General features: G+C 69.7%; 9 protein-coding genes. 1 reads left to right on the forward strand and 8 read right to left on the reverse strand.

Annotated features, from left to right (window positions below; translation table 11 throughout):
- Window positions 1–8: 8 nt before the first annotated feature.
- On the reverse strand, window positions 9–1379 hold the full coding sequence (locus tag QE397_RS02160; RefSeq protein ID WP_307091382.1) for a wax ester/triacylglycerol synthase domain-containing protein: 1371 nt from the start codon (window positions 1377–1379) through the stop codon (window positions 9–11).
- A 409-nt stretch (window positions 1380–1788) separates the two neighbouring features.
- Between QE397_RS02160 and QE397_RS02165 the strand changes: the two genes are divergently transcribed.
- Entirely contained in the window at window positions 1789–10287 is an 8499-nt protein-coding gene (locus QE397_RS02165) for a non-ribosomal peptide synthetase (protein ID WP_307091384.1), read from the forward strand.
- On the opposite strand, the gene QE397_RS02170 is transcribed toward QE397_RS02165, so the two are convergent.
- From QE397_RS02170 to QE397_RS02200, 7 genes are all read right to left on the reverse strand, one after another.
- Window positions 10284–11726 carry a wax ester/triacylglycerol synthase domain-containing protein gene (locus QE397_RS02170; protein ID WP_222645516.1) on the reverse strand — a complete coding sequence of 481 codons (1443 nt, stop codon included), beginning with the start codon at window positions 11724–11726 and terminating at the stop codon, window positions 10284–10286. The two genes, QE397_RS02165 and QE397_RS02170, sit on opposite strands and share 4 nt — an antisense overlap.
- A 144-nt stretch (window positions 11727–11870) precedes the next feature.
- Window positions 11871–12716 (reverse strand): ABC transporter permease, encoded by an 846-nt coding sequence (locus tag QE397_RS02175; protein ID WP_027504639.1) that lies wholly within the window; start codon window positions 12714–12716, stop codon window positions 11871–11873.
- A complete protein-coding gene (locus QE397_RS02180) occupies window positions 12713–13513 on the reverse strand; it encodes an ABC transporter permease (protein ID WP_037184733.1) in 801 nt (266 codons plus the stop codon). The genes QE397_RS02175 and QE397_RS02180 overlap by 4 nt, the downstream gene beginning before the upstream one ends.
- A complete protein-coding gene (locus tag QE397_RS02185) occupies window positions 13510–14508 on the reverse strand; it encodes a daunorubicin resistance protein DrrA family ABC transporter ATP-binding protein (protein WP_027504640.1) in 999 nt (332 codons plus the stop codon). Before QE397_RS02185 ends, QE397_RS02180 begins: the two co-directional genes overlap by 4 nt.
- A gap of 230 nt (window positions 14509–14738) precedes the next feature.
- The gene (locus tag QE397_RS02190) at window positions 14739–15704 is read right to left on the reverse strand and encodes a hypothetical protein (protein WP_307091390.1); all 966 of its coding nucleotides are present in this window, start codon (window positions 15702–15704) and stop codon (window positions 14739–14741) included.
- Window positions 15705–15754: 50 nt separating this feature from the next.
- A complete protein-coding gene (locus tag QE397_RS02195) occupies window positions 15755–17215 on the reverse strand; it encodes a wax ester/triacylglycerol synthase domain-containing protein (protein ID WP_307091392.1) in 1461 nt (486 codons plus the stop codon).
- 103 nt (window positions 17216–17318) lie between these two features.
- Window positions 17319–18767 (reverse strand): wax ester/triacylglycerol synthase domain-containing protein, encoded by a 1449-nt coding sequence (locus QE397_RS02200; RefSeq protein WP_307091394.1) that lies wholly within the window; start codon window positions 18765–18767, stop codon window positions 17319–17321.
- Between the last annotated feature and the right edge of the window lie 15 nt (window positions 18768–18782).

Below are 18782 nucleotides of genomic sequence, written 5' to 3' on the forward strand. Positions count from 1 at the left end.
GCCCGCGGTCAGGCCCGAGTCGTGTCGACGTCCGGGTCCAGCAGATCGAGTGCGTGTCGGACGACGTCCATGTAGTGCTCGATGTCCGGCAGGGACTGTGCGTTCGCTGCGACGGACAGGGAGATCGACGTGCCGACCGACCGCGCCGAGTGCGTGAGATGCACCCCGCGCACGGCGGGAAGAACTCCGTAGCAGCCGACCACCGGCGCGCCGAGCAGCGCGAGTGGCCCGCGTCCGTAGCTCACGTTGCTGAGCATCGTGGTCACCGGCGCGGTCGCGGGATCGATCGACGGCGCCCGCGTGAGGGCACCGATCACGGGGACCACGACGGAGGGCAACGCACCGAGAGGGTGTGGTGGGCCCGTGCGCTCGGTGGAGCGAGCCACCGATTCCTTCGCTGCCACCAGCGACTCGTGGATTTTGCGGAGGCGTTCCGCCGGATCCCGCACGTCGGTGTGCAGGTCGACCATCATCGGCGTGAGTTGGTTCGCGGTGGTCGCGTCGGTGAGCGAGCGTGTGCTCATCGGCATCGAGATCGAGAGACTGCTGGCGGGCAACTCGCCTCGTTCCTCGAGATAGGTCGAGAGGGCGAGCGAGATGATCGCGGTCAGCATGTCGTTGACCGTCGTGCCCGGGTACGCGGACTTGACGCGCCGGATGCGGTCGAGGTCGAACCAGGCCAGGTCCCACGACATGTCCGGTTCCTTGTCACCGTTGAACCGTGTCGCGGGCACTGCGGTCGACGACGCCGGTGGGGTCCCGGCACGAGACCGCGTCGACCAGCGGACCGCCACCGCGGCGAGGCGCACCAGGTCGGCCGGAACGCGAGAGAATGCCCGCACTCGACCGGGAACCGGAACCTCGGCGGTCTCCGGTCGCGGCTCTGCCGGAGTGGGGGACAACATGCGGGAGATGAGGTCGGAGGCACTCACACCGTCGATCGCGCTGTGGTGGAACTTGGCGATCATCACCGTGCCCCCGTCGGGGACCCCGTCGACGCCGTGCAGGTCCACCAGGAAGTGCAGTTGCCACGCCGGCCCGGTGGTGAAGTCGAAGAACTCACGGGAGAGTTCGACCGTCCGGCGGCGCACGATCTCGACGTCGCCGTCCTGCTGGTGCGTCACGGTGACGTGCGAGTCGACGTCCGCGTCGGGGTCGTCCACCCAGAAGGGGTAGTGGATGTCGCCGGGGTAACGGTGGAGCCGCTGCCGGAAGATCGGGTCGAGGTGCACGATCGAGCGGGCGTAGGCCGCCGCATCGGCGTGCGTGCGTAGTCCGGTACCGGGGCCCGCGGCGACGTCGACCACGAAGGCGTGGATGAGGATCGCCGACGTGTGCGGCGACTCGAGATAGAGGTTGAGGGCGTCACGGGACGTCATCGGTCGCCCTCGGGTGGGGGTGGAGCGTCGTGTGGTTCGCCGGAATCGGCTCACGGGATCTCCTGTGCATGTCACGTCGGGTGGTGCCGCTTCCACGGTAGACAGCGGTGTCTCCGTCCAGGTGGTTCGTGCCTGATCCCGACAAGGTTCGGTCTGCTTTGTGTACTCTCCCGAATCGTGACGAATCAGTGATCGCGTCTCGCTTTCGCCGACCGACTCGGGTCGTACGTCGTCGGCGGACCGTGCAGCGAACTCGATGGTCGGACCCGGTTGCCTTGTCGGGGTTTTGGGACTGTGAAACACTGAATAACCGGATCGAGGACCAGCAGTCGAGGGTGGCGCGGACCGGGTTGCGATCCTCATCGACGACGCAGAGTGCGGTCGTCCCCGGATTCGGAGGTCCAGATCGGTGCAGTCGTTCGACACCGCGCGCGTAGCGAACCGAAGCGTCGGTATCGCCGAGGCGACGGACGCGGAGGACGACGGCGCCCGTGAGGACGGCCCCGCGCCCGTGCTCGACGCGGTTCCCCTGACCGCGGCTCAGCGCGGGATCTGGTTCGCTCAGCAGCTCGCCGGCTCCGTGCCGGTGTCGATAGCCCACTACGTCGACCTGCGTGGACCGGTCGACGCGGCGGCTCTCGAGGCGGCGATGATCTCGGTCGGCCGGCAGTTCGGGTCCGGGTTCGTGCGCATCGTCGAAGAGGACGGAGTGCCGGCCCAGGTGGTCGACCTGTCCATCACCGACACGGTGCGTTTCCTCGATCTGCGCGAGGATGCGACTCCCGTCGAGACGGCGATCGAGTGGATGCGCGCCGAGTGCGCCGCGCCTCTCGACATGACCTCCGACCGGCTGGTCGTCACCTACCTGATCAGGGTCGAGGACGAGCGCTACTTCTGGTACTGCCGGATCCACCACATCGTGTTGGACGGCTTCGGTGCGATGACCATGATCCGCCAGGTCGCGGCGCACTACACCGCGCTCGTCGAGGGCCGCGAGCCGACGCCGACGCGGGCGGGCGACCTCCGCACGGTCTACGACGACGACGTCGCCTACCGCGAGTCGACGCGATTCGAGAACGATCGCCGCCACTGGGCCGAGAAGTTCGAGACGCTCCCCACCGGAGTCTCGTTCGTCGACAGCACCGCACCGGTCTCGGTGCCGTGCCGGGCGGCGTCGGGACGCACTCCCGTCGAGGTCGCGGAATCTCTCGCGAAGGGTGTCGACTCGCTCGGCACCACCACGGTCACGCTGGCCATCGCCGCGTTCTCGGCGTTCGTCTCCCGCACCACCGGAACCACCGACGTCGTGCTGTCCCTCCCCGTGTCGGGCCGCGCGAGCGCGGTCCTGCGGCGCTCGGGCGGCATGGTCTCCAACGTCGTTCCCCTCGTCGTCCGCGTCGACGCCGCCGCCACCGTGTCCGACGTCATCGACCGCGTGCAGCGCGAACTCACCGGTGCGCTGCGCCGACAGCGGTACCGGCACGAGGACATCCGGCGCGACGCGGGTGAGATGACGAACACGCGCGGCCTCTTCGGTCCCACCGTGAACCTGATGATGTTCGACAACGAGATCGTGCTCGGCGACGTTCGTGGGTCGTACCACGTGCTCACCACCGGCCCGGTCGAGGATCTCTCGATCAACCTGTACCCGGCTCCCGGCGACGGCGACGAGCTGCAGATCGACTTCGAGTCCAACCCGAACCTCTACACCCAGCAGCGCGTCGAGGACCTGCGGTCGCGGTTCCTCGACTACCTCCGGCGCTTCTCGCACAGCGCCGCGGACGGCCGGGTCCTCGACATCGAGGTCCTCTCCCCGCACGAGCGCGCCACCCTGGTGCCCGCGCGGGGAGCATCGAGCGTTCGACCTCGGCGGTTCGTCGACGTCATCGACGACGCCGTCGCAGGGTCGCCCGACGCCATCGCGGTCGAGACGGCGCACGGCGCCCTCACCTACGCGCAGATGGACGCCTCGGCGAACCGCATCGCTCGACTGCTCGTCTCCCGCGGCGCGGGGCCGGAGACCACCGTGGCGATCGCCCTCCCACGGTCGCTGCACTCGATTCTCAGCACGTGGGCCGTGGCGCGAACGGGCGCGGCGTTCCTGCCGATCGACCCGGCGCTGCCCACCGCGCGCATCCTGCACCTCGTCTCCGACTCCGGGGCCGTCCTCGGGATCACCGACACCACCCGCGCGGGCAGCCTCCCCGATGCGCTCGACTGGCTCGCGATCGACGCCGTCGAGACCGACCGCCTGGTGTCGCAGTACTCGCCGGCGCGCGTCACGGACGCGCATCGGCTCTCGCCGATCCACCTCGAGACTCCGGCCTGGATGATCTACACCTCCGGATCGACCGGTCTCCCGAAGGGCGTCGTCGTCGGCAACGGCGGTGTCGCGAACCTGACGCGAGACATCGCTCTGCGTCTGGACGTCGAGTCGTCCTCCCGTGTCCTGGCCCTGGCCTCGCCCAGCTTCGACTCGTCGTTGTTCGAGATGCTCTCCGCCCTGAGCCGGTCGGCGACGCTGGTGGTGTCGCCGGCGGACGTCTTCGGCGGCGAGGAACTCGCGCGCTACCTGTCGGAGAAGGCGGTCACCCACGTGACCATCACCCCCGCCGCGCTGGCCTCGGTCGATCCGGACGGGCTCGATCACGTGCAGCACGTCGTCACCGCAGGCGAGGCCTGCCCACCCGATCTCGTGGCGCGGTGGGGTACCGGCCGACGCATGTACAACGCGTACGGACCCACCGAGATCACCATGATCAGCCACATGTCGCGGCCGCTGGATCCGGCCGCGCCGATCACCGTCGGCCGCCTGGTGCGCGGAGCCTCGTGCCTCGTTCTCGATCCATGGCTCCGGCCCGTGCCCGAGGGCGTCGTCGGCGAGCTGTATCTGTCGGGACCGTCCGTCGCGCGGGGTTATGTCCACGTACCCGGCGTCACGTCGGGGCGCTTCGTCGCGTCGCCGTACGAGCCGGGCGCACGGATGTACCGCACAGGCGATCTGGTGCGCTGGTCGGCCGACACCGAGATCGCGTACGTCGGCCGAGCCGACTTCCAGATCAAGATTCGCGGCATGCGCGTCGAACTCGGCGAGGTCGACGCGGTGCTGTCGATGCACGAGAGCGTCCGCGCGTCCGTGACCATCGCGCACCGACCGTCGTCCGGCTCCCTCGCGCTCGCGTCCTATGTCGTCCTGCAGGACGGCCGCACCGTCGACAGCGACGAGATCCACCGCTTCGCCGTGCAGAGTCTGCCGTCGCACATGGTGCCGTCGTCGGTGATGGTGCTCGACGCGCTCCCCATCACCGTCCAGGGCAAGATCGACCGGCGGAGTCTGCCCGAACCGGTCGTCGAGGTGCACGAGTTCCGGGCGCCGTCCATGCCGGTCGAGGAGATCGTCGCGTCGGTGTTCGGCGAGCTGCTCGGCGTCGACCGGGTCGGTCGCGACGACGACTTCTTCGCCCTCGGCGGGAACTCGTTGATCGCCACTCGCGCGGTCGCGCGACTCGGCAAGGCTCTGGACACCACGGTGACCGTGCGGACGCTGTTCGAGGCGCCGTCGGTGGCGGCCCTGGCGGCACGGGTGCAGTTCGAGTCCGGAGTCCCGCCGCGGCCACCCCTGGTCCGCCGCACGGCCGCCGACTCGGACGCTCTCGAGGACGCGCCGCCGTTGTCGTACGCGCAGCGCCGCATGTGGTTCCTCAACCGATTCGATCCGACGTCGGCCGCCTACAACATCCCGTTCGCCGTCCGGTTGGTCGGCGATCTCGACGTGCCGGCGCTGCAGGTGGCGATGCTCGACGTCATCGATCGGCACGAGTCGCTCCGCACGATGTATCCGGACACCCCGAACGGTCCCGTGCAGCTCGCACTGACGGCGGAGTCGATCGTTCCCGACCTCACCCCGGTCGACGTCCACGAGAACGCGCTGCCGTCCGCGGTGGCCGCGCTCGCCGGTCGTGCGTTCGACGTGACGGAGGAGGTCCCCGTCGCGGCGACCCTGTTCCGGACCGCGTACGACACGCACGTGCTCGCCGTCGTCGTGCACCACATCTCCGCGGACGGCGCCTCGATGGCTCCGCTCGCCCGCGATCTCATGGCGGCCTACAGCGCCCGGGTGTCGTGGTTCGCACCGACCTGGGCACCGCTTCCCGTCCAGTACGCCGACTTCTCGGTGTGGCAGCGCGACGCCCTGGGCGACGAGAACGATCCCGAGTCGGTCATCGCGCAGCAGGAGCGGTACTGGCTCACCGCGCTCGCCGCCCTGCCGGACGAGCTGCCCTTCCCGGTCGACCGGTCGCGGCCCACCGAGCCGACGTATGCCGGTGCGTCGCACACCTTCTCGATCGAACCGGAGCTTCACGCGGCGCTCGTCGACGTGGCGCGCGCCCACAGCTCCACGCTGTTCATGGTCGTGCACTCGATCCTCGCGATCGTGCTCGCACGCCACTCGGGCACGGACGACGTGACGGTGGGGACACCGGTCGCCGGTCGCGGCGACGCCGCCGTCGACGACATGATCGGCATGTTCGTCAACACCCTCGCGCTGCGTACCCGCGTCGACGTCGGCGCCGGATACCGCGACCTGCTGGCCCACATCCGCGAGCAGGACCTCGGTGCCTTCGCCCACGCCGACGTCCCGTTCGAGCGGCTCGTGGAGGTCATCGATCCGCCGCGCTCACGTGCGCGGCACCCCATCTTCCAGGTGCTCCTGTCGTTCCAGAATCTCGGCCAGGCGCACTTCGAGCTGACCGACCTGCGCCTCGAGACCGTCGAGTTCGATCTGGGTGTGGCCAAGTTCGACCTGCAGTTCACCCTCGTGGACTCCCTGACACCGCTCGGAGCTCCGGACGGTCTCGCCGCGACCATCGCGTACGCGACGGACCTGTTCGACCGGGAGACCATCGGGTCCCTCGCGGAACGTTTCGTGGCCGTCGCCCGCGCGGTGGCCGCGGATCCCGATGTCGTCCTCGACGAGATCGACCTGCTCGGCGGAGTGGAACGCGAGCGCGTCACGGCGCCCGTGTTGCCGGAGGGGACCACGGAGGCGGTCTCGCTGACCTCGCGATTCCGTCGGCGCGCAGCCGAGAACCCCGATGCGACGGCACTCGTCGACGCCGCGGGTTCGCACACGTACGGAGACTTCGCGGCGCGCGTGAATCGCGTCGCCCGATCCCTGGTCGAGCGTGGCGTCGGCCCGGAGGTCGCCGTCGTCGTCGCTCTCCCGCGCTCGGTCGACGCACTCGTCGCGGTGTACGCCGTGCTCGAGGCCGGTGGCGCGTACGTCCCCGTGGATCCGGAGCAGCCTGCGGCCCGCATCGATCAGATCGTCGCCGCCACCGCGGCGCGCTGCGTTGTCGTGGCCGAGCCCGACGCACTCCCGGTGGCGGGCGAGAGAGCCGTGTCGTTGGCGACACTCGACGATCCGTCCGTCTCGTCCGCTCCGCTGACCGACGCCGACCGGACGGGCGCCGTGCGCGCCGGCACCACCGCCTACGTCATCTTCACGTCCGGCTCGACGGGTGTGCCGAAGGGTGTGTCCGTCCCGCACGGTGCCGTCACGCACCAGGTGGACTGGTTCGCGCGCACCTATGCGCTGACCGAGAACGACGTGGTGCTCGCCAAGACCCCGATGACCTTCGACGTCTCGGTGTGGGAGATGTTCGCGACACTGGCGGTCGGGGGCACCCTCGCCGTCGCCGATGCCGACGGTCACCGTGATCCCGAGTACCTGATGCGGGCCATCTCGCGGTACGGCGTGACGGCCGTGTCGTTCGTCCCGTCGATGTTCGCCGTCTTCACCGAGGCCGCTGACGACTACGCCTGCCGCTCACTGCGTCTGGTGTTCCTGGCAGGTGAGGCCCTCGGTCGCGCCGCGGTGGACACGTTCCGCGAGAAGTGCGACATCGACGTGCACAACCTGTACGGCCCCACCGAGTTCGCGGTTCACGCGACGGCACATCCGGTCGGGCGGGGCGAACCGCCGTCCGTGCCGATCGGGATCCCGGTCGACGGCACCGCCGCGCTCGTGCTCGACGGTCGCTTCCGGCCCGTGCCGGACGGTGTCGTGGGCGAGCTGTATCTGTGCGGCGTCCAGGCGGCGCGGGGGTATCACGGGCGTCCGGACCTGACGGCGGACCGGTTCGTCGCACTGCCCGGCCACGACGGTGCGCGCATGTACCGCACCGGTGACCTGGCCCGGTGGAACCACCACGGCCATCTCGAGTTCGCGGGGCGCGTCGACCACCAGGTCAAGCTGCGTGGATTGCGCATCGAACTCGGCGAGGTGGAGGCGGCGGTCTCCGCGTCGTCGCGCGTCGCCCGTTCGGTCGCCATCGTCCGCGACGACACGCTCGTCGCCTACGTCGTGCCCGCGCCGGGAGCGACGGTCGACACCGACCTGCTCCGAGCGGACGCGGCGCGCATCCTGCCGGCGTACATGGTGCCGGTCGTGGTCGTCCTGGACGCGCTGCCCGTCAGCGCGAGCGGCAAGCTCGATCGCTCGGCGCTGCCCGACCCGGTGGTGGACGTGCAGCGATACCGCGCACCGCGTACGCAGGAGCAACGCGTCGTGGCCGAGGTCCTCGCGGAACTCCTGGGCGTGGAGCGCGTCGGGCTCAACGACAACTTCTTCGCTCTCGGCGGGAACTCGCTGGTGGCGACCCGCGTCGCGGCCCGCATCGGAGACGAGCTGGGTGTGCGGGTGCCGTTGCGCGCCGTCTTCGACGCGGCCACGGTGGCAGACCTCGCGGACAGCCTCGACACAGTCGTCACCACCAGCCGACACCTGACGTCGACTCCCCGCCCCGAGGTCGTTCCTCTCGCTCCGGCACAGCAACGGCTCTGGCTCGCCAACCGTGTCGATCCGACGGCGGCGACCTACAACCTGCCGATGGGCCTGCGGCTCACGGGACCACTCGATGTGGATGCCCTGCGCGTCGCGGTCGACGACGTCGTCGCCCGACACGAGACGCTGCGCACCGTCTACCCCGACGTCGACGGTCACGGGCGTCAGTCCGTGCTCGCACCGGTGGGCCGGCCGCTGACCCCGATCCCGGTGACGGAGGCCGAGCTCGCGGCGCGTGTGGTGGCGGTGGCGACCACGCCGTTCGACGTGACGACGCAGGTGCCGCTGCGCGTCGAGTTGTTCCGCCTCGGCGACGAGGAGCACGTGCTCGTCGTGGTCGTGCACCACATCGCGGCCGACGGCTTCTCGATCGCGCCCCTCACCGTCGACGTCGTGACGGCATTCGCGTCGCGCACGGCGGGCGTGCTGCCGGCGTGGACGCCGCTCGAGGTCCAGTACGCGGACTACGCCCTGTGGCACCGCACGCTGCTGGGCGACCCGGCAGATCCCGAGTCGGTCTCGGCACGTCAGCTCGCCTACTGGCGCGAGACCCTGGCAGGGCTCCCTGGTGAGCTGTCCTTGCCGCAGGACCGTCCGCGTCCTCCGGCACCGTCCGGTGTGGGTGCCTCCGTGCGCTTCGAGATCCCGGCGCAGACGTACGAGCTGGTCCGCGATCTGGCGCGAGAGCGGCGCGCGACTCCGTTCATGGTGGTGCACGCGGCGCTGTCCGTCGCCCTGTCGCGCATCAGCGGGTCGACCGACATCTGCGTCGGCACCGCGGTGGCGGGTCGAGGCAGCGCCGAACTCGATCCTCTGGTCGGCATGCTCGTGAACACCCTGGTGCTGCGCCTGGCGGTCGACGAGGACGCGTCCGTCGTCGATCTTGTCGACGATGCGCGGGGTGTCGCCCTCTCGGCGTTCGCCCACGCGGACGTGCCGTTCGACACCGTGGTCGACACGGTGGCGCCTGCGCGGTCGTCGTCGCTGTTCCGCGTGGCTCTGGCGTACCAGAACACCGAGCGTTCGGAGATCGATCTCGCGGGTCTGCACGTCGAGCAGTTGCAGAACCCGTTCGATCCCGCCCAGTTCGATCTCACGCTGACCATCGAGGACTCTCCTCACCGCGAGCACTCGGACCCGGTGACCGGCATCGTCACCTATGCTACCGATCTGTTCGACGAGGCCACGGCGGCCACCTTCGCCACCGTCTTCTCGTCCGCGCTCGACGCGGTGGTGGCGGATCCGGGCGGTGCCGTCTCCTCGATCGCCCTGGCCTCGGGCCCGTCGACCGACGCCGACGAGCCGGTGGCCGCGGCCGTGCAGACGAGTCGGCCGCAGCCCGTCGACCTGCCCTCGATGATCACCGCGTCCGTCGAGGCGGATCCGGGAGCTCCCGCGTACGCACGGGGCGAGTTCGAGATCAGCTGGGCCGAGATGGACGCCCGGTCCAATCGCATCGCCCGGGTCCTGCTGGCCGAGGGGGGTGGGCCCGGCCGACCGGTCACCCCGCTGGTCGAGGCACCCGAGGACAGGATCGCGGCGACCTGGGCCGCGGCGAAGATCGGCGCGACGCTGACGGACGCGGACACCGCGATCCGGGTGACGTCCGACGACCGTTTCACGCAGGGCCCGGTCGGACCGCTGTCCGCCGCGGACGGCATCGTGTCCGCCGGTCCCGGCGATCCACTCGTCGCCCTGGGCGATGCCACGCTGACGCACGCAGCGCTCGCCTCGTGCATCACTGCGGACAGTCTTCAGGTGACGTACGAATCGCGGGTGGCGGTGGCCGCCGGGGCGCCGCTGGACCTCGAGGTGCTCGCCGTGGTGGTCGCTGCCGCGGCCGGAGCGACGACCGTGAGTCTCGACGCCTCCGGCGATCTCGCCGACGCGCTCGCCGACGAGTGGGTCACCCATGTCGTGCTGTCCGAGTCCCAACTGGCGTCGCTCGACACGCAGGGACTGGACGACCTCGAGGTCATCGTCGTGAGCGATGCCGATCAGGCACCCGCGGCGGCGCCGCTGGACGTCACGGTGCTCACCGGGACGGCGCTGCGAGGCTAGTCGGTGTCGACGCTCGCGGGGGCCGCTGCGCGCGGCGCGGCGACGTCGTCGAGCGTGGCCGCCGCGAGCGCGTCCACGGCGTCCCGGATCATCGCGCAGTAGCGGTCCGGCTCCGCCATCATGGTCGACTCGACCGTCACGGTGAGTGCCAGACGGTCGCCGAGCGAGGTGATGTGGTGGATGAGTCCCATGCCGTCGACCGTGGGCATCGGCATGAACGCGGCCACCGCGCGGGCGCCCAGGAACCACAGGTCGTCGCTTCCGTGCGGCATGTTCGACACCACGGTGGTGGACGGCACTGTCGGACGGTCGTGAGGAGCCAGAGTGGACAGGGCGCCGATCGCCCGCAGGAGAAGGGGCGGGGCGACGTCGAAAGGGCTGACCTCGTGCCGAGACGTCAGATCCTGCACCCGCCTCTTGGCGTCGGCAGCCGAAGCGTGCACAGCGCGGAGGCGCAGGAGCGGGTCGACGACCGTGGTGTGCAGGTCGACGTCCGCGAACGTGGTCTGATTCGCCGCTGCGGTGTCGTGGGTCGCGTGGATGTCGAGCGGCATGGTCGTACTCAAGGTGGCCGCAGGGTGTTCCCCTGCCTGGTCGAGGAACTGGGTGAGTGCCAGGGAGACCGCCGTGAGCAGCACGTCGTTCACGGTGATTCCGGGAACGGCTCGCGAGATCGTCCGGACGTGTGCGAGGTCCAGCCAGACGATCCGGACGCGGTGGTCGAGTGCGATCCGGGCGTTGAAGCGGGTCGCGGGCCGCGGTGGCCGTGGTGTCTCGGGTGCAGCCCGGCGCACGGCCGCCATCGTCCGGACGAACATCGCCGTCCGGCGGGGCATCGTGGCGGCGTCCTTCCACAGCGGCGGAATCGGGCCCGGAACCGCGGTTCCGCGGCGCTCCGCGACACGTCCGTCGTGCGAGAGGTCGGGAGACGCGAACAGGGCTCGGACCACGGCCACCAGCCCCAACCCGTCCATCGACGCGTGATGGACCTTGATCACCACCGCGGTCGCGCCCTCCGGAAGGTGCGGCACGCCGTGGATGCCCGTCAGGACGTGCAGTTCCCACCCCGACGACGCCAGCGTCATCGGAGTGGCCATGACCCGAGCGATGTGGCGCTCGACGGGGTCCCATCCCGGTCGATCGATCGGAGTGACGACGACGTGGTCGTCGAGGTCCACGTCGCCGGTCACCCAGAACGGGTCACCGAGATCGCCGGCGCGCCGTCGGAGCCGCCGGCGGAACACGGGGGAGACGTCGAGACGTCCACGCATCCACGCGCACACCGTGGCGTGGGTCGGGGATGCTCCCATCGTGCCGGCGGCGTCGAACACCATCACGTCGACGAGGTTGGCGATCACCCGCTCGCTCTCGGCGAGGACGTTGATCGCGTCCCGGGGTGATACTCGAACGCCGATGAAGGGCTGTCGGAATCGTGTCACGGCGTCGGTCCTCGCGTTCGGCCACTGCGCCGACCAGCATCCGCGGGCCGCGCCTACAGCGACTACATTGCCGGAACCGAGCGTTCTGTTACGCCCTTTTCGGGCCGATCGGGCGGCCATTGTGACCGGCCGGTCGCGGCAGCGTCAGAACGTCTCGGCGGCGCGACGGTACCCACGCACCGCAGGCCCCACGAACACCAGGAACAACCCGAACGACCAGGCCAGCGACTGCAACAGCGGGGAGGTGACCGGGCCACCGAGTGTGAGGCCCTTCATCGAATCGACCGCACAGGAGATGGGGTTGTGCTCGACGAACGGTTGCAACCACGTCGGATAGGCCCGCGTCGGGACGAAACCGGAATTGAAGAACATGAGAATGGTGAACACCATTCCGACGGCCTCGACCAGAGGGAAGGTGGTGGTCACGATCGCGGCCGAGGTGACGAACACCGCGAACCCGAGGCCGAACGCGAGCGGCACGAGCATCGCCAGCACGCCCGGAACGGGCCCCTGCTCGAACCGGAAGCCGAGCGTGAACCCGACGACGACGATGAGCAACGTCGTGGTGACGATGCGGGCGGTCTCGGCCAGGAGTCGACCCACCAGACCCGCGGCGCGGTGCACCGGCAGGGTCTGGAAGCGGGACACCAGACCGGCCGCACGCTCTCGGCGCAGACCCACCGCGCTCGCGAGCGACCCGGACATGGCGGCGACCATGGCGATCAGCGGGACGGTGCCGAAGATGCTGTTCTCTCCGGTGGCCGCCGACACGGAGTTGCCGAGCACCGTGCGGAGCATGAGAAGGAAGACCACCGGGTACACGACGGCCTGGATGATGGTGAGCGGATCGCGAGCCCAGCGACGGAGCAGGCGGCCACAGTGCAGCACGCTCTGCGACGCCAGCCCGGCGAGGCTGCGTTCGCCCACGAGGCGTTCCGGTTCGGGGAGCGCGCGCAGATCGAAGCGGGGTTCGGACGCGGTGTCGGTCATGATCGCCTCGTGCTGGCCCAGACCGCGAGCGGTACGAGGACCACGATGAGGCCCACCGCCCAGGCGATCGCCGGCCACAGTGTCGCGGAGTTGACGCCCCCTTCGGCCATGTCACGCATGGCCTTCGAGAAGAGGGAGATGGGCTGGTTGCGGACGAACGGACGGATCCATTCGGGGAAGCCTGTCTCGGGAACGAAGCCCGACGACAACATGCCGAGGATCAGCTGGGGCAGGGTCAGTGCCTGGCTGGTGGCCTCGGGGGACCGGGACAACGATCCGATCGCGTCGCCGCCCGTGGTCAGCGCCGCGCCGACGAGGAGTGCGAACAGCATGAAGATGACGGCGTCGTCGAGTCCTGCCTGGAATCGGAACCCGATGAGGGAGCCGTAGACCAGCGCGGCTATCAGGGAGAGACTCGCGTGCACCAGGTTGGCCGTCGCTCTCGACAGCAGCGGTACCCACGGGGTGACCGGCATCGTCTGAAGACGGGTGGTCATACCCGACTGACCCTCGATGGCAGCACGCTGCGCTGCGGAGATGGCGGTGAACGCCATGGCCTGCAGGCAGATGATCGGCATGAGGAACTGGGCGTAGTCCAGGCCCTGGAACTGCATGACGAGCCGGAGCGGCAGGTAGAAGCCGACCGTGTAGACGGCCGGGGCGACCACGGCGACCACGAGGCTGCCGGACCTGGCCATCGATCCCAGGGACCGTCCGGACAGGCTCGCCCACTGCTTGAACGCCGTGGGTTCCGGTGCTCGGTGCGAGGCACGTCCTGCGTCTCGGGTGGCCGTCACGAGGGTGCGCCCGAGCCGATGGCGGGTTCGGCCGGAGCCGCATCACCCTGCGACTGACCGGTGAGGCTCAGGAACACGTCGTCGAGGGACGGCCGGCGCAGACCGATGTCGGACAGTTCGATGCCCGCGGCGTCGAGCCTCTTCAGCGCCTCGGCCAGCGTGCCGGGGCCGTCCGGTGCGGGAATGATGATGCTGTCGCCCTGCAGGTCGGCGGCGCTGAAGGTGGGCGGAAGCAGACCGGCGAGAGCATCTGCGGCGCGGCGCAGTTCGGTGGGATCCAGCGGGCTGATGTGGCAGTAGTTGCCGCCCGTCATCGACTTCAACTCGTCGGCCGTGCCCTGCGCGATGACTCGACCGCGATCGATGACGATGATGCTGTCGCTGAGAACGTCGGCTTCCTCGAGGTACTGCGTGGTCAGGAGCGTCGTGATGCCCTGGTCTCGCAGCGACGACACGAGTGACCACACCGCCTTGCGGCTGCGCGGGTCGAGTCCGGTGGTCGGCTCGTCGAGGAACACGACCTTCGGACGCACCACGAGACCGCACGCGATGTCGATGCGTCGACGCATACCGCCGGAGTAGCCGCGGACCTGTCGATCCCCGGCCTCGATCAGGTCGAAGTCGTTGAGAAGGTTCTCGGCGCGCACACGGGCCGACTTCTTCGTCAGTCCCATGAGACGACCGAAGAGGACGAGGTTCTCCCGGCCCGTAAGGGCGTCGTCGAGAGCGGCGTACTGACCCGTCATGAGGATGGAACGCCGGACGGCCGCAGGATCCTGCGCCACGTCGTGGCCGGACACCACCGCACGCCCGCGATCCGGTCGGACCAGCGTCGCGAGCACTTTCACGGTGGTGGTCTTCCCGGCGCCGTTGGGCCCGAGAACTCCGAGGATGGAGCCGGTGGGGACGCTGAAATCGATGCCGCGCAGTGCGTCAACCGTTCCGAAGGACTTGTGAACGTCCTCTACGAGTACGGCTGTGTCGTCTGATGGCATTGGTCTCCACTGTCGTCGGGTGCGGTGTCGTCAGTGCTCGTCGCTCGAGAGCGATCATGCCCGACCGAGTCGGTCGCGGAGCGACGTGTCGAGCGTGCGGCACTGTCGAAGTCATCCCGCGAACCCCGACCGATGTTACTTCTTCCACGTGGGAGCCGTGGTGGTGGACCGAGTCCGACCACGTCCGAGGACGCGGCCGAACCCGTTTCGACTGTGTGGTGGCAGGTGAGTCAGGAGGCGACGTTCGCGCGCTCCCGTGCGTGGCGAGAGAGTGATCCCAGGCGAGAGAACTGGGCGGCGGCGGAGTGCTCCAGGCCTCGCAGCCCGTCCTCCACGTGGTGCAGAACGGTGGCGAGGTCGAGTGCAGGCACCGAGGAGGAGAGTGTCACCACGGTGGCTGCGCCGACACGGCACACGGTTGCGGTGACGGAACGCGCGTCCTCCGCGATGTGCGGTCCGAAGGACAGAAGGTCGGGCGTGTCGACCCCGGACGGCGGGACCGGCATGTCCGCGACGAGCAGAGCGGTGACGGGTGACGTCCCGGCCGGAACCGCGCGCCGCACGGCGGTGGAGACGACCGTCGACACCACGTCCGCGATCGTGGTCTGACCGAGTCCCGCGGAGATCTGCTCGAGTCGGACGGTGGGGAACTGCGCGACGAGCGAACGGGCGTCACCCAGCGGTGCCGGGTACGCCGGCGCGTCGGCACCGTCGAACGGTCGGTACGCGTGGCGTGCCACGGGACCACCCGGACGAGCGGGACGGCCGGGGGCGAGGACGGTCTCGACGATGCGGGTGATCGTGCGCGACTCGACGGGCCCGACTGCGGAGCGGAACACGGCGACTGCCGATCCGCTCGGCACCGCATCGAAGCCCGACACCTCGGTGAAGACGTCGAGGCACCACGGTGCGTCGGTCGACGGGTGCGCGGCGTCGAGAAGCGCGACGACGGTTCCGGCCGCGACGCCCGGCGCGTGGACGGTCACCCGGGCGTGCTCGTCGGTTCCGAGCAGACCTGCCTCTGCGGCGAGGTCGGTCAGGTGCCTCGACATGCGATCCGGCGTGGAGCTCTCGGATCCCGGACGGACGACGAACACGTGACGGCGTAGAGACGTGGGTGCATGCGTCCAGACGCCGACGGATGCGCGAGGGGTGTCCGTCGTGGTGACGGGAGTGCGGCTGTGTCGGGGCGCCATGGCGTGTCCTTCGGTGTGCGGGTTCGGGCTGCGGAACGAGTGAGAGGACGTCACGGCGAGACCGTGATCGTCGTGGGGGTGGCGGCGGCCTGCGTCGCCGGAGGATCGGCGTCGCTCGGAGCGACCGCCGCCTCCAGACGGTCGAATGCGGTGCGGATGTGGCGTATGTATCGAGCGGTGTCCGGCATCGCGTCGTCCACGGACGTGACCGACACGAACATCGACGCGCCGAAGGTGGCGACGGCGTGCGCCAGAGCCACTCCGGTGACGGTGGGGAGGGGCCCGAAGACGCCCACCATGGATGATCCGGCGATCGTGACTCCGCCCACGCCGTACGGCACGTTGGTGATCATCGTGTTGGTGGCGACCCGTGCCGGTGCGGCCGGTGACCTCATGGTCTTGCCCAGCAACGCCATCAGCGGCGCCGGCATCACGGTGAGCGGATGCGCCGGCAGCCGGGTGGCGACAGCGGTGGCGTGGTCCTTGGCCCGCGACGCCGACGCGTGCACGGCCCGCAGGCGCACCACCGGGTCGATCACATCGGTGTGCAGCGACAACGTCGCGACCGCGATCCGGTTGGCGTTGGTGCTCTCCCCCATGGCGCGCGTGCTCACCGGGATGGTGGTGCCCAACGAGTCGGTGGGCAGCTCACCGTCCTCCGCGAGATACGCGGACAGCGCGAGCGAGACGACCGTGACCATGACGTCGTTGAGAGTGACGCCTCCGGCCCTGTTCTTCAGTGCGCGGACACGGCTCATCTCGAAGAACGTCATGTCGAAGACCATCGACGGGCGTACTCGACGGTTGAAGCGCGTGGCGGGGAAGGATTCGTGCGCTGCGGTGCCGGAGTCGGACGAGGCCTTCAGCGCGCGGGCCGCCGTTCGCCGCCGCAGCGCCGCTCCCGTGAGGGTCACGATGTCGCGCGGAAGTGCGCGTGCCGCTCGGACGGGACCCGGGACGTCCACCGCAGTGTCCGGGTCCACGCGCGGTGTCGGGTTCGGGCCGAAGACGCGGTTCACCAGTTCGACGGACCCCATGCCGTCGATCGCGCTGTGGTGGCTCCGGAAGATCACCACGGTGGCGCCCTCGGCCACCCCGTCGATGCCGGTGACGTCGAGGACGAAGTGGAACTGCCACGGCGGGCGTTCACGCGGCAGCCGTGTGGTCGTGAAGTCGGTGATCATCGACACGAGCAGGTCGCGGCTCTGTCCCGCCCGCGGCGTGTGCACGTAGACGTGCTCGGTGACGTCGACCTCGGTCGGTACCCAGTGAGGGAACGCCAGGTTCGCGGGGACCGACACCAGCCGCCGGGTGAAGAGCGGATCGAGCGCGAGGATGCCGCGCCCGAACTCGGCGGCATCGGCGACGGAGCGCACGGACGCGCCGTCGGCCAGGACGTAGCAGTGCACCACGGCGGCGGACGTCAGCGGCGACTCGAAGAAGAAATTGAGGGCGTCGCGTGCGTGCATGGCGGTACCACGTTCGGCCGTGCCCCGACGTGCCATGGTCATGTTCCGGCCCTTCAGCGATGTGATGAAGGGGAAAGCTACTCCGACCGAACGTTCTGTACAAGCTTTATGCCCGTTTTTACGCTGTAACAAAACTGTAGGCATGCTAAGCAACGGTGGCGACGGACGTGCGCTCGCTGGTGTCGGTCGCGACCGCGAGCGTGTCCACCGCCGAGGCGAGCAGGGCCGTGTAGCGGTCGACGTCCGGCATCAGGGCGCGGTGGGACACCGCGCTCAGGCACATCCGACGGCCGGCCGACACGACGACGTGTGCGAGTTGGACCCCCTCCACCACGGGGAGGGGTGCGAACACGCCCGTCACGGGCGCGCCCGCCAACTCCATCCGGTCGTTGCCGTAGGCGATGTTGGAGATCAACGTGTTCGTGCCGGTCGTCGTGGGGGCAGCGGGGCGGCGGGGCATCAGTCGAGCGATCGCCGCCAGCAGTGGGGCCGGTGCCGAGTTCATGGGATGGGAGGGGAGGCTGCGGAGCCGCGTCGCGAGGTCCGACTTGCGGTCGCGTGCTGCCGCGGAGACCGCGCGCAGACGGTCGACCGGATCTGCGACGTCCGTGAACAGATCGACCACGGCGATCGCGAGCTGGTTCGCGGTCTCGCCCGTCGTGTCGACGGTGCGCACGTCGACGGGGAACGACGCCCCGAGGCTCGCGGCCGGGAGCTCGCCGCCCAGGTAGTCCGACAGCGCGATCGACACCACTGTCATGACGACGTCGTTCACGGTCGCGCCAGGCACGGCGGACTTGATCGCGCGAACACGATCGAGGTCGAACCACGCCAATCCGAACGTCATGTCCGGAGCGAGATTTCGATTGAAACGCGTGGCCGGGTAGTGATGGGCGGTGGGTCGCTGTGCAGGGTCGAGCTGCCGGACCGCACGCCACCGGCGGACGCCGCGGCCGGCGAAACCGGCGAACTCGCGGGGAAGCGAACGGAGAGCAGCGAACGGGGTCGGCACGGCGATGCTCTCGCGGTCGAAGACGTCGTTGCGGTGCGCCGAGACGTCCGCGGACGGCGGGGCCAGCATCCGGTGGACGAGCGACGTGGTGCCCATCCCGTCGATGGCGCTGTGGTGCACCTTGAGGAGGAGCACGCTGCCGCCCTCGGGAACGCCCGGTACTCCGCGCAGACCTGTCACGAGGTGGATCTGCCACGCGGGGACGTCGAAGTCGAACGGCGTGCTCGAGGCGTCCATCACTCGTCGACGCAGGAAGTGGTCCGGATGCTCGTCGGCCGCGGAAGCATCGTGGACGAACACGTGCGCGCGGACGTCGACGTCGCACTCGACCCACACGGGAAAGGCGAGGTCGGCGATCGTCGTCCGCAGGCGACGCCGGAACAGAGGGTGGAGGTCGAGCACGCTTCGCGCGAAGCGCTCGACGTCCGCAAGCGTGCGGAGCGATCCGTCCGAGCGGGCGGCGTCCACGACGATGCCGTGCACGATGGTGCCCGGCGTGCGCTCGCTCTCGAAGTAGTAGTTCAGCGCGTCCCGCGGTGCCATCGGCTCACCCACCGCGGAGGTATGTCGTCGTGTCGCCATCGGAAGTACCGCCTT

The sequence above is a fragment of the Rhodococcus sp. SORGH_AS_0301 genome (assembly GCF_030818285.1).
Taxonomy (GTDB): Bacteria; Actinomycetota; Actinomycetes; order Mycobacteriales; family Mycobacteriaceae; genus Rhodococcoides.

What these genes read in the sequence shown, in the direction of transcription:
- QE397_RS02160 (WP_307091382.1), bottom strand. Translation starts at nt 1,379, where the DNA reads ATGACGTCCCGTGACGCCCTCAACCTCTATCTCGAGTCGCCGCACACG.
- QE397_RS02175 (WP_027504639.1), bottom strand. Translation starts at nt 12,716, where the DNA reads ATGACCGACACCGCGTCCGAACCCCGCTTCGATCTGCGCGCGCTCCCC.
- QE397_RS02195 (WP_307091392.1), bottom strand. Translation starts at nt 17,215, where the DNA reads ATGACCATGGCACGTCGGGGCACGGCCGAACGTGGTACCGCCATGCAC.
- QE397_RS02185 (WP_027504640.1), bottom strand. Translation starts at nt 14,508, where the DNA reads ATGCCATCAGACGACACAGCCGTACTCGTAGAGGACGTTCACAAGTCC.
- QE397_RS02190 (WP_307091390.1), bottom strand. Translation starts at nt 15,704, where the DNA reads ATGGCGCCCCGACACAGCCGCACTCCCGTCACCACGACGGACACCCCT.
- QE397_RS02200 (WP_307091394.1), bottom strand. Translation starts at nt 18,767, where the DNA reads ATGGCGACACGACGACATACCTCCGCGGTGGGTGAGCCGATGGCACCG.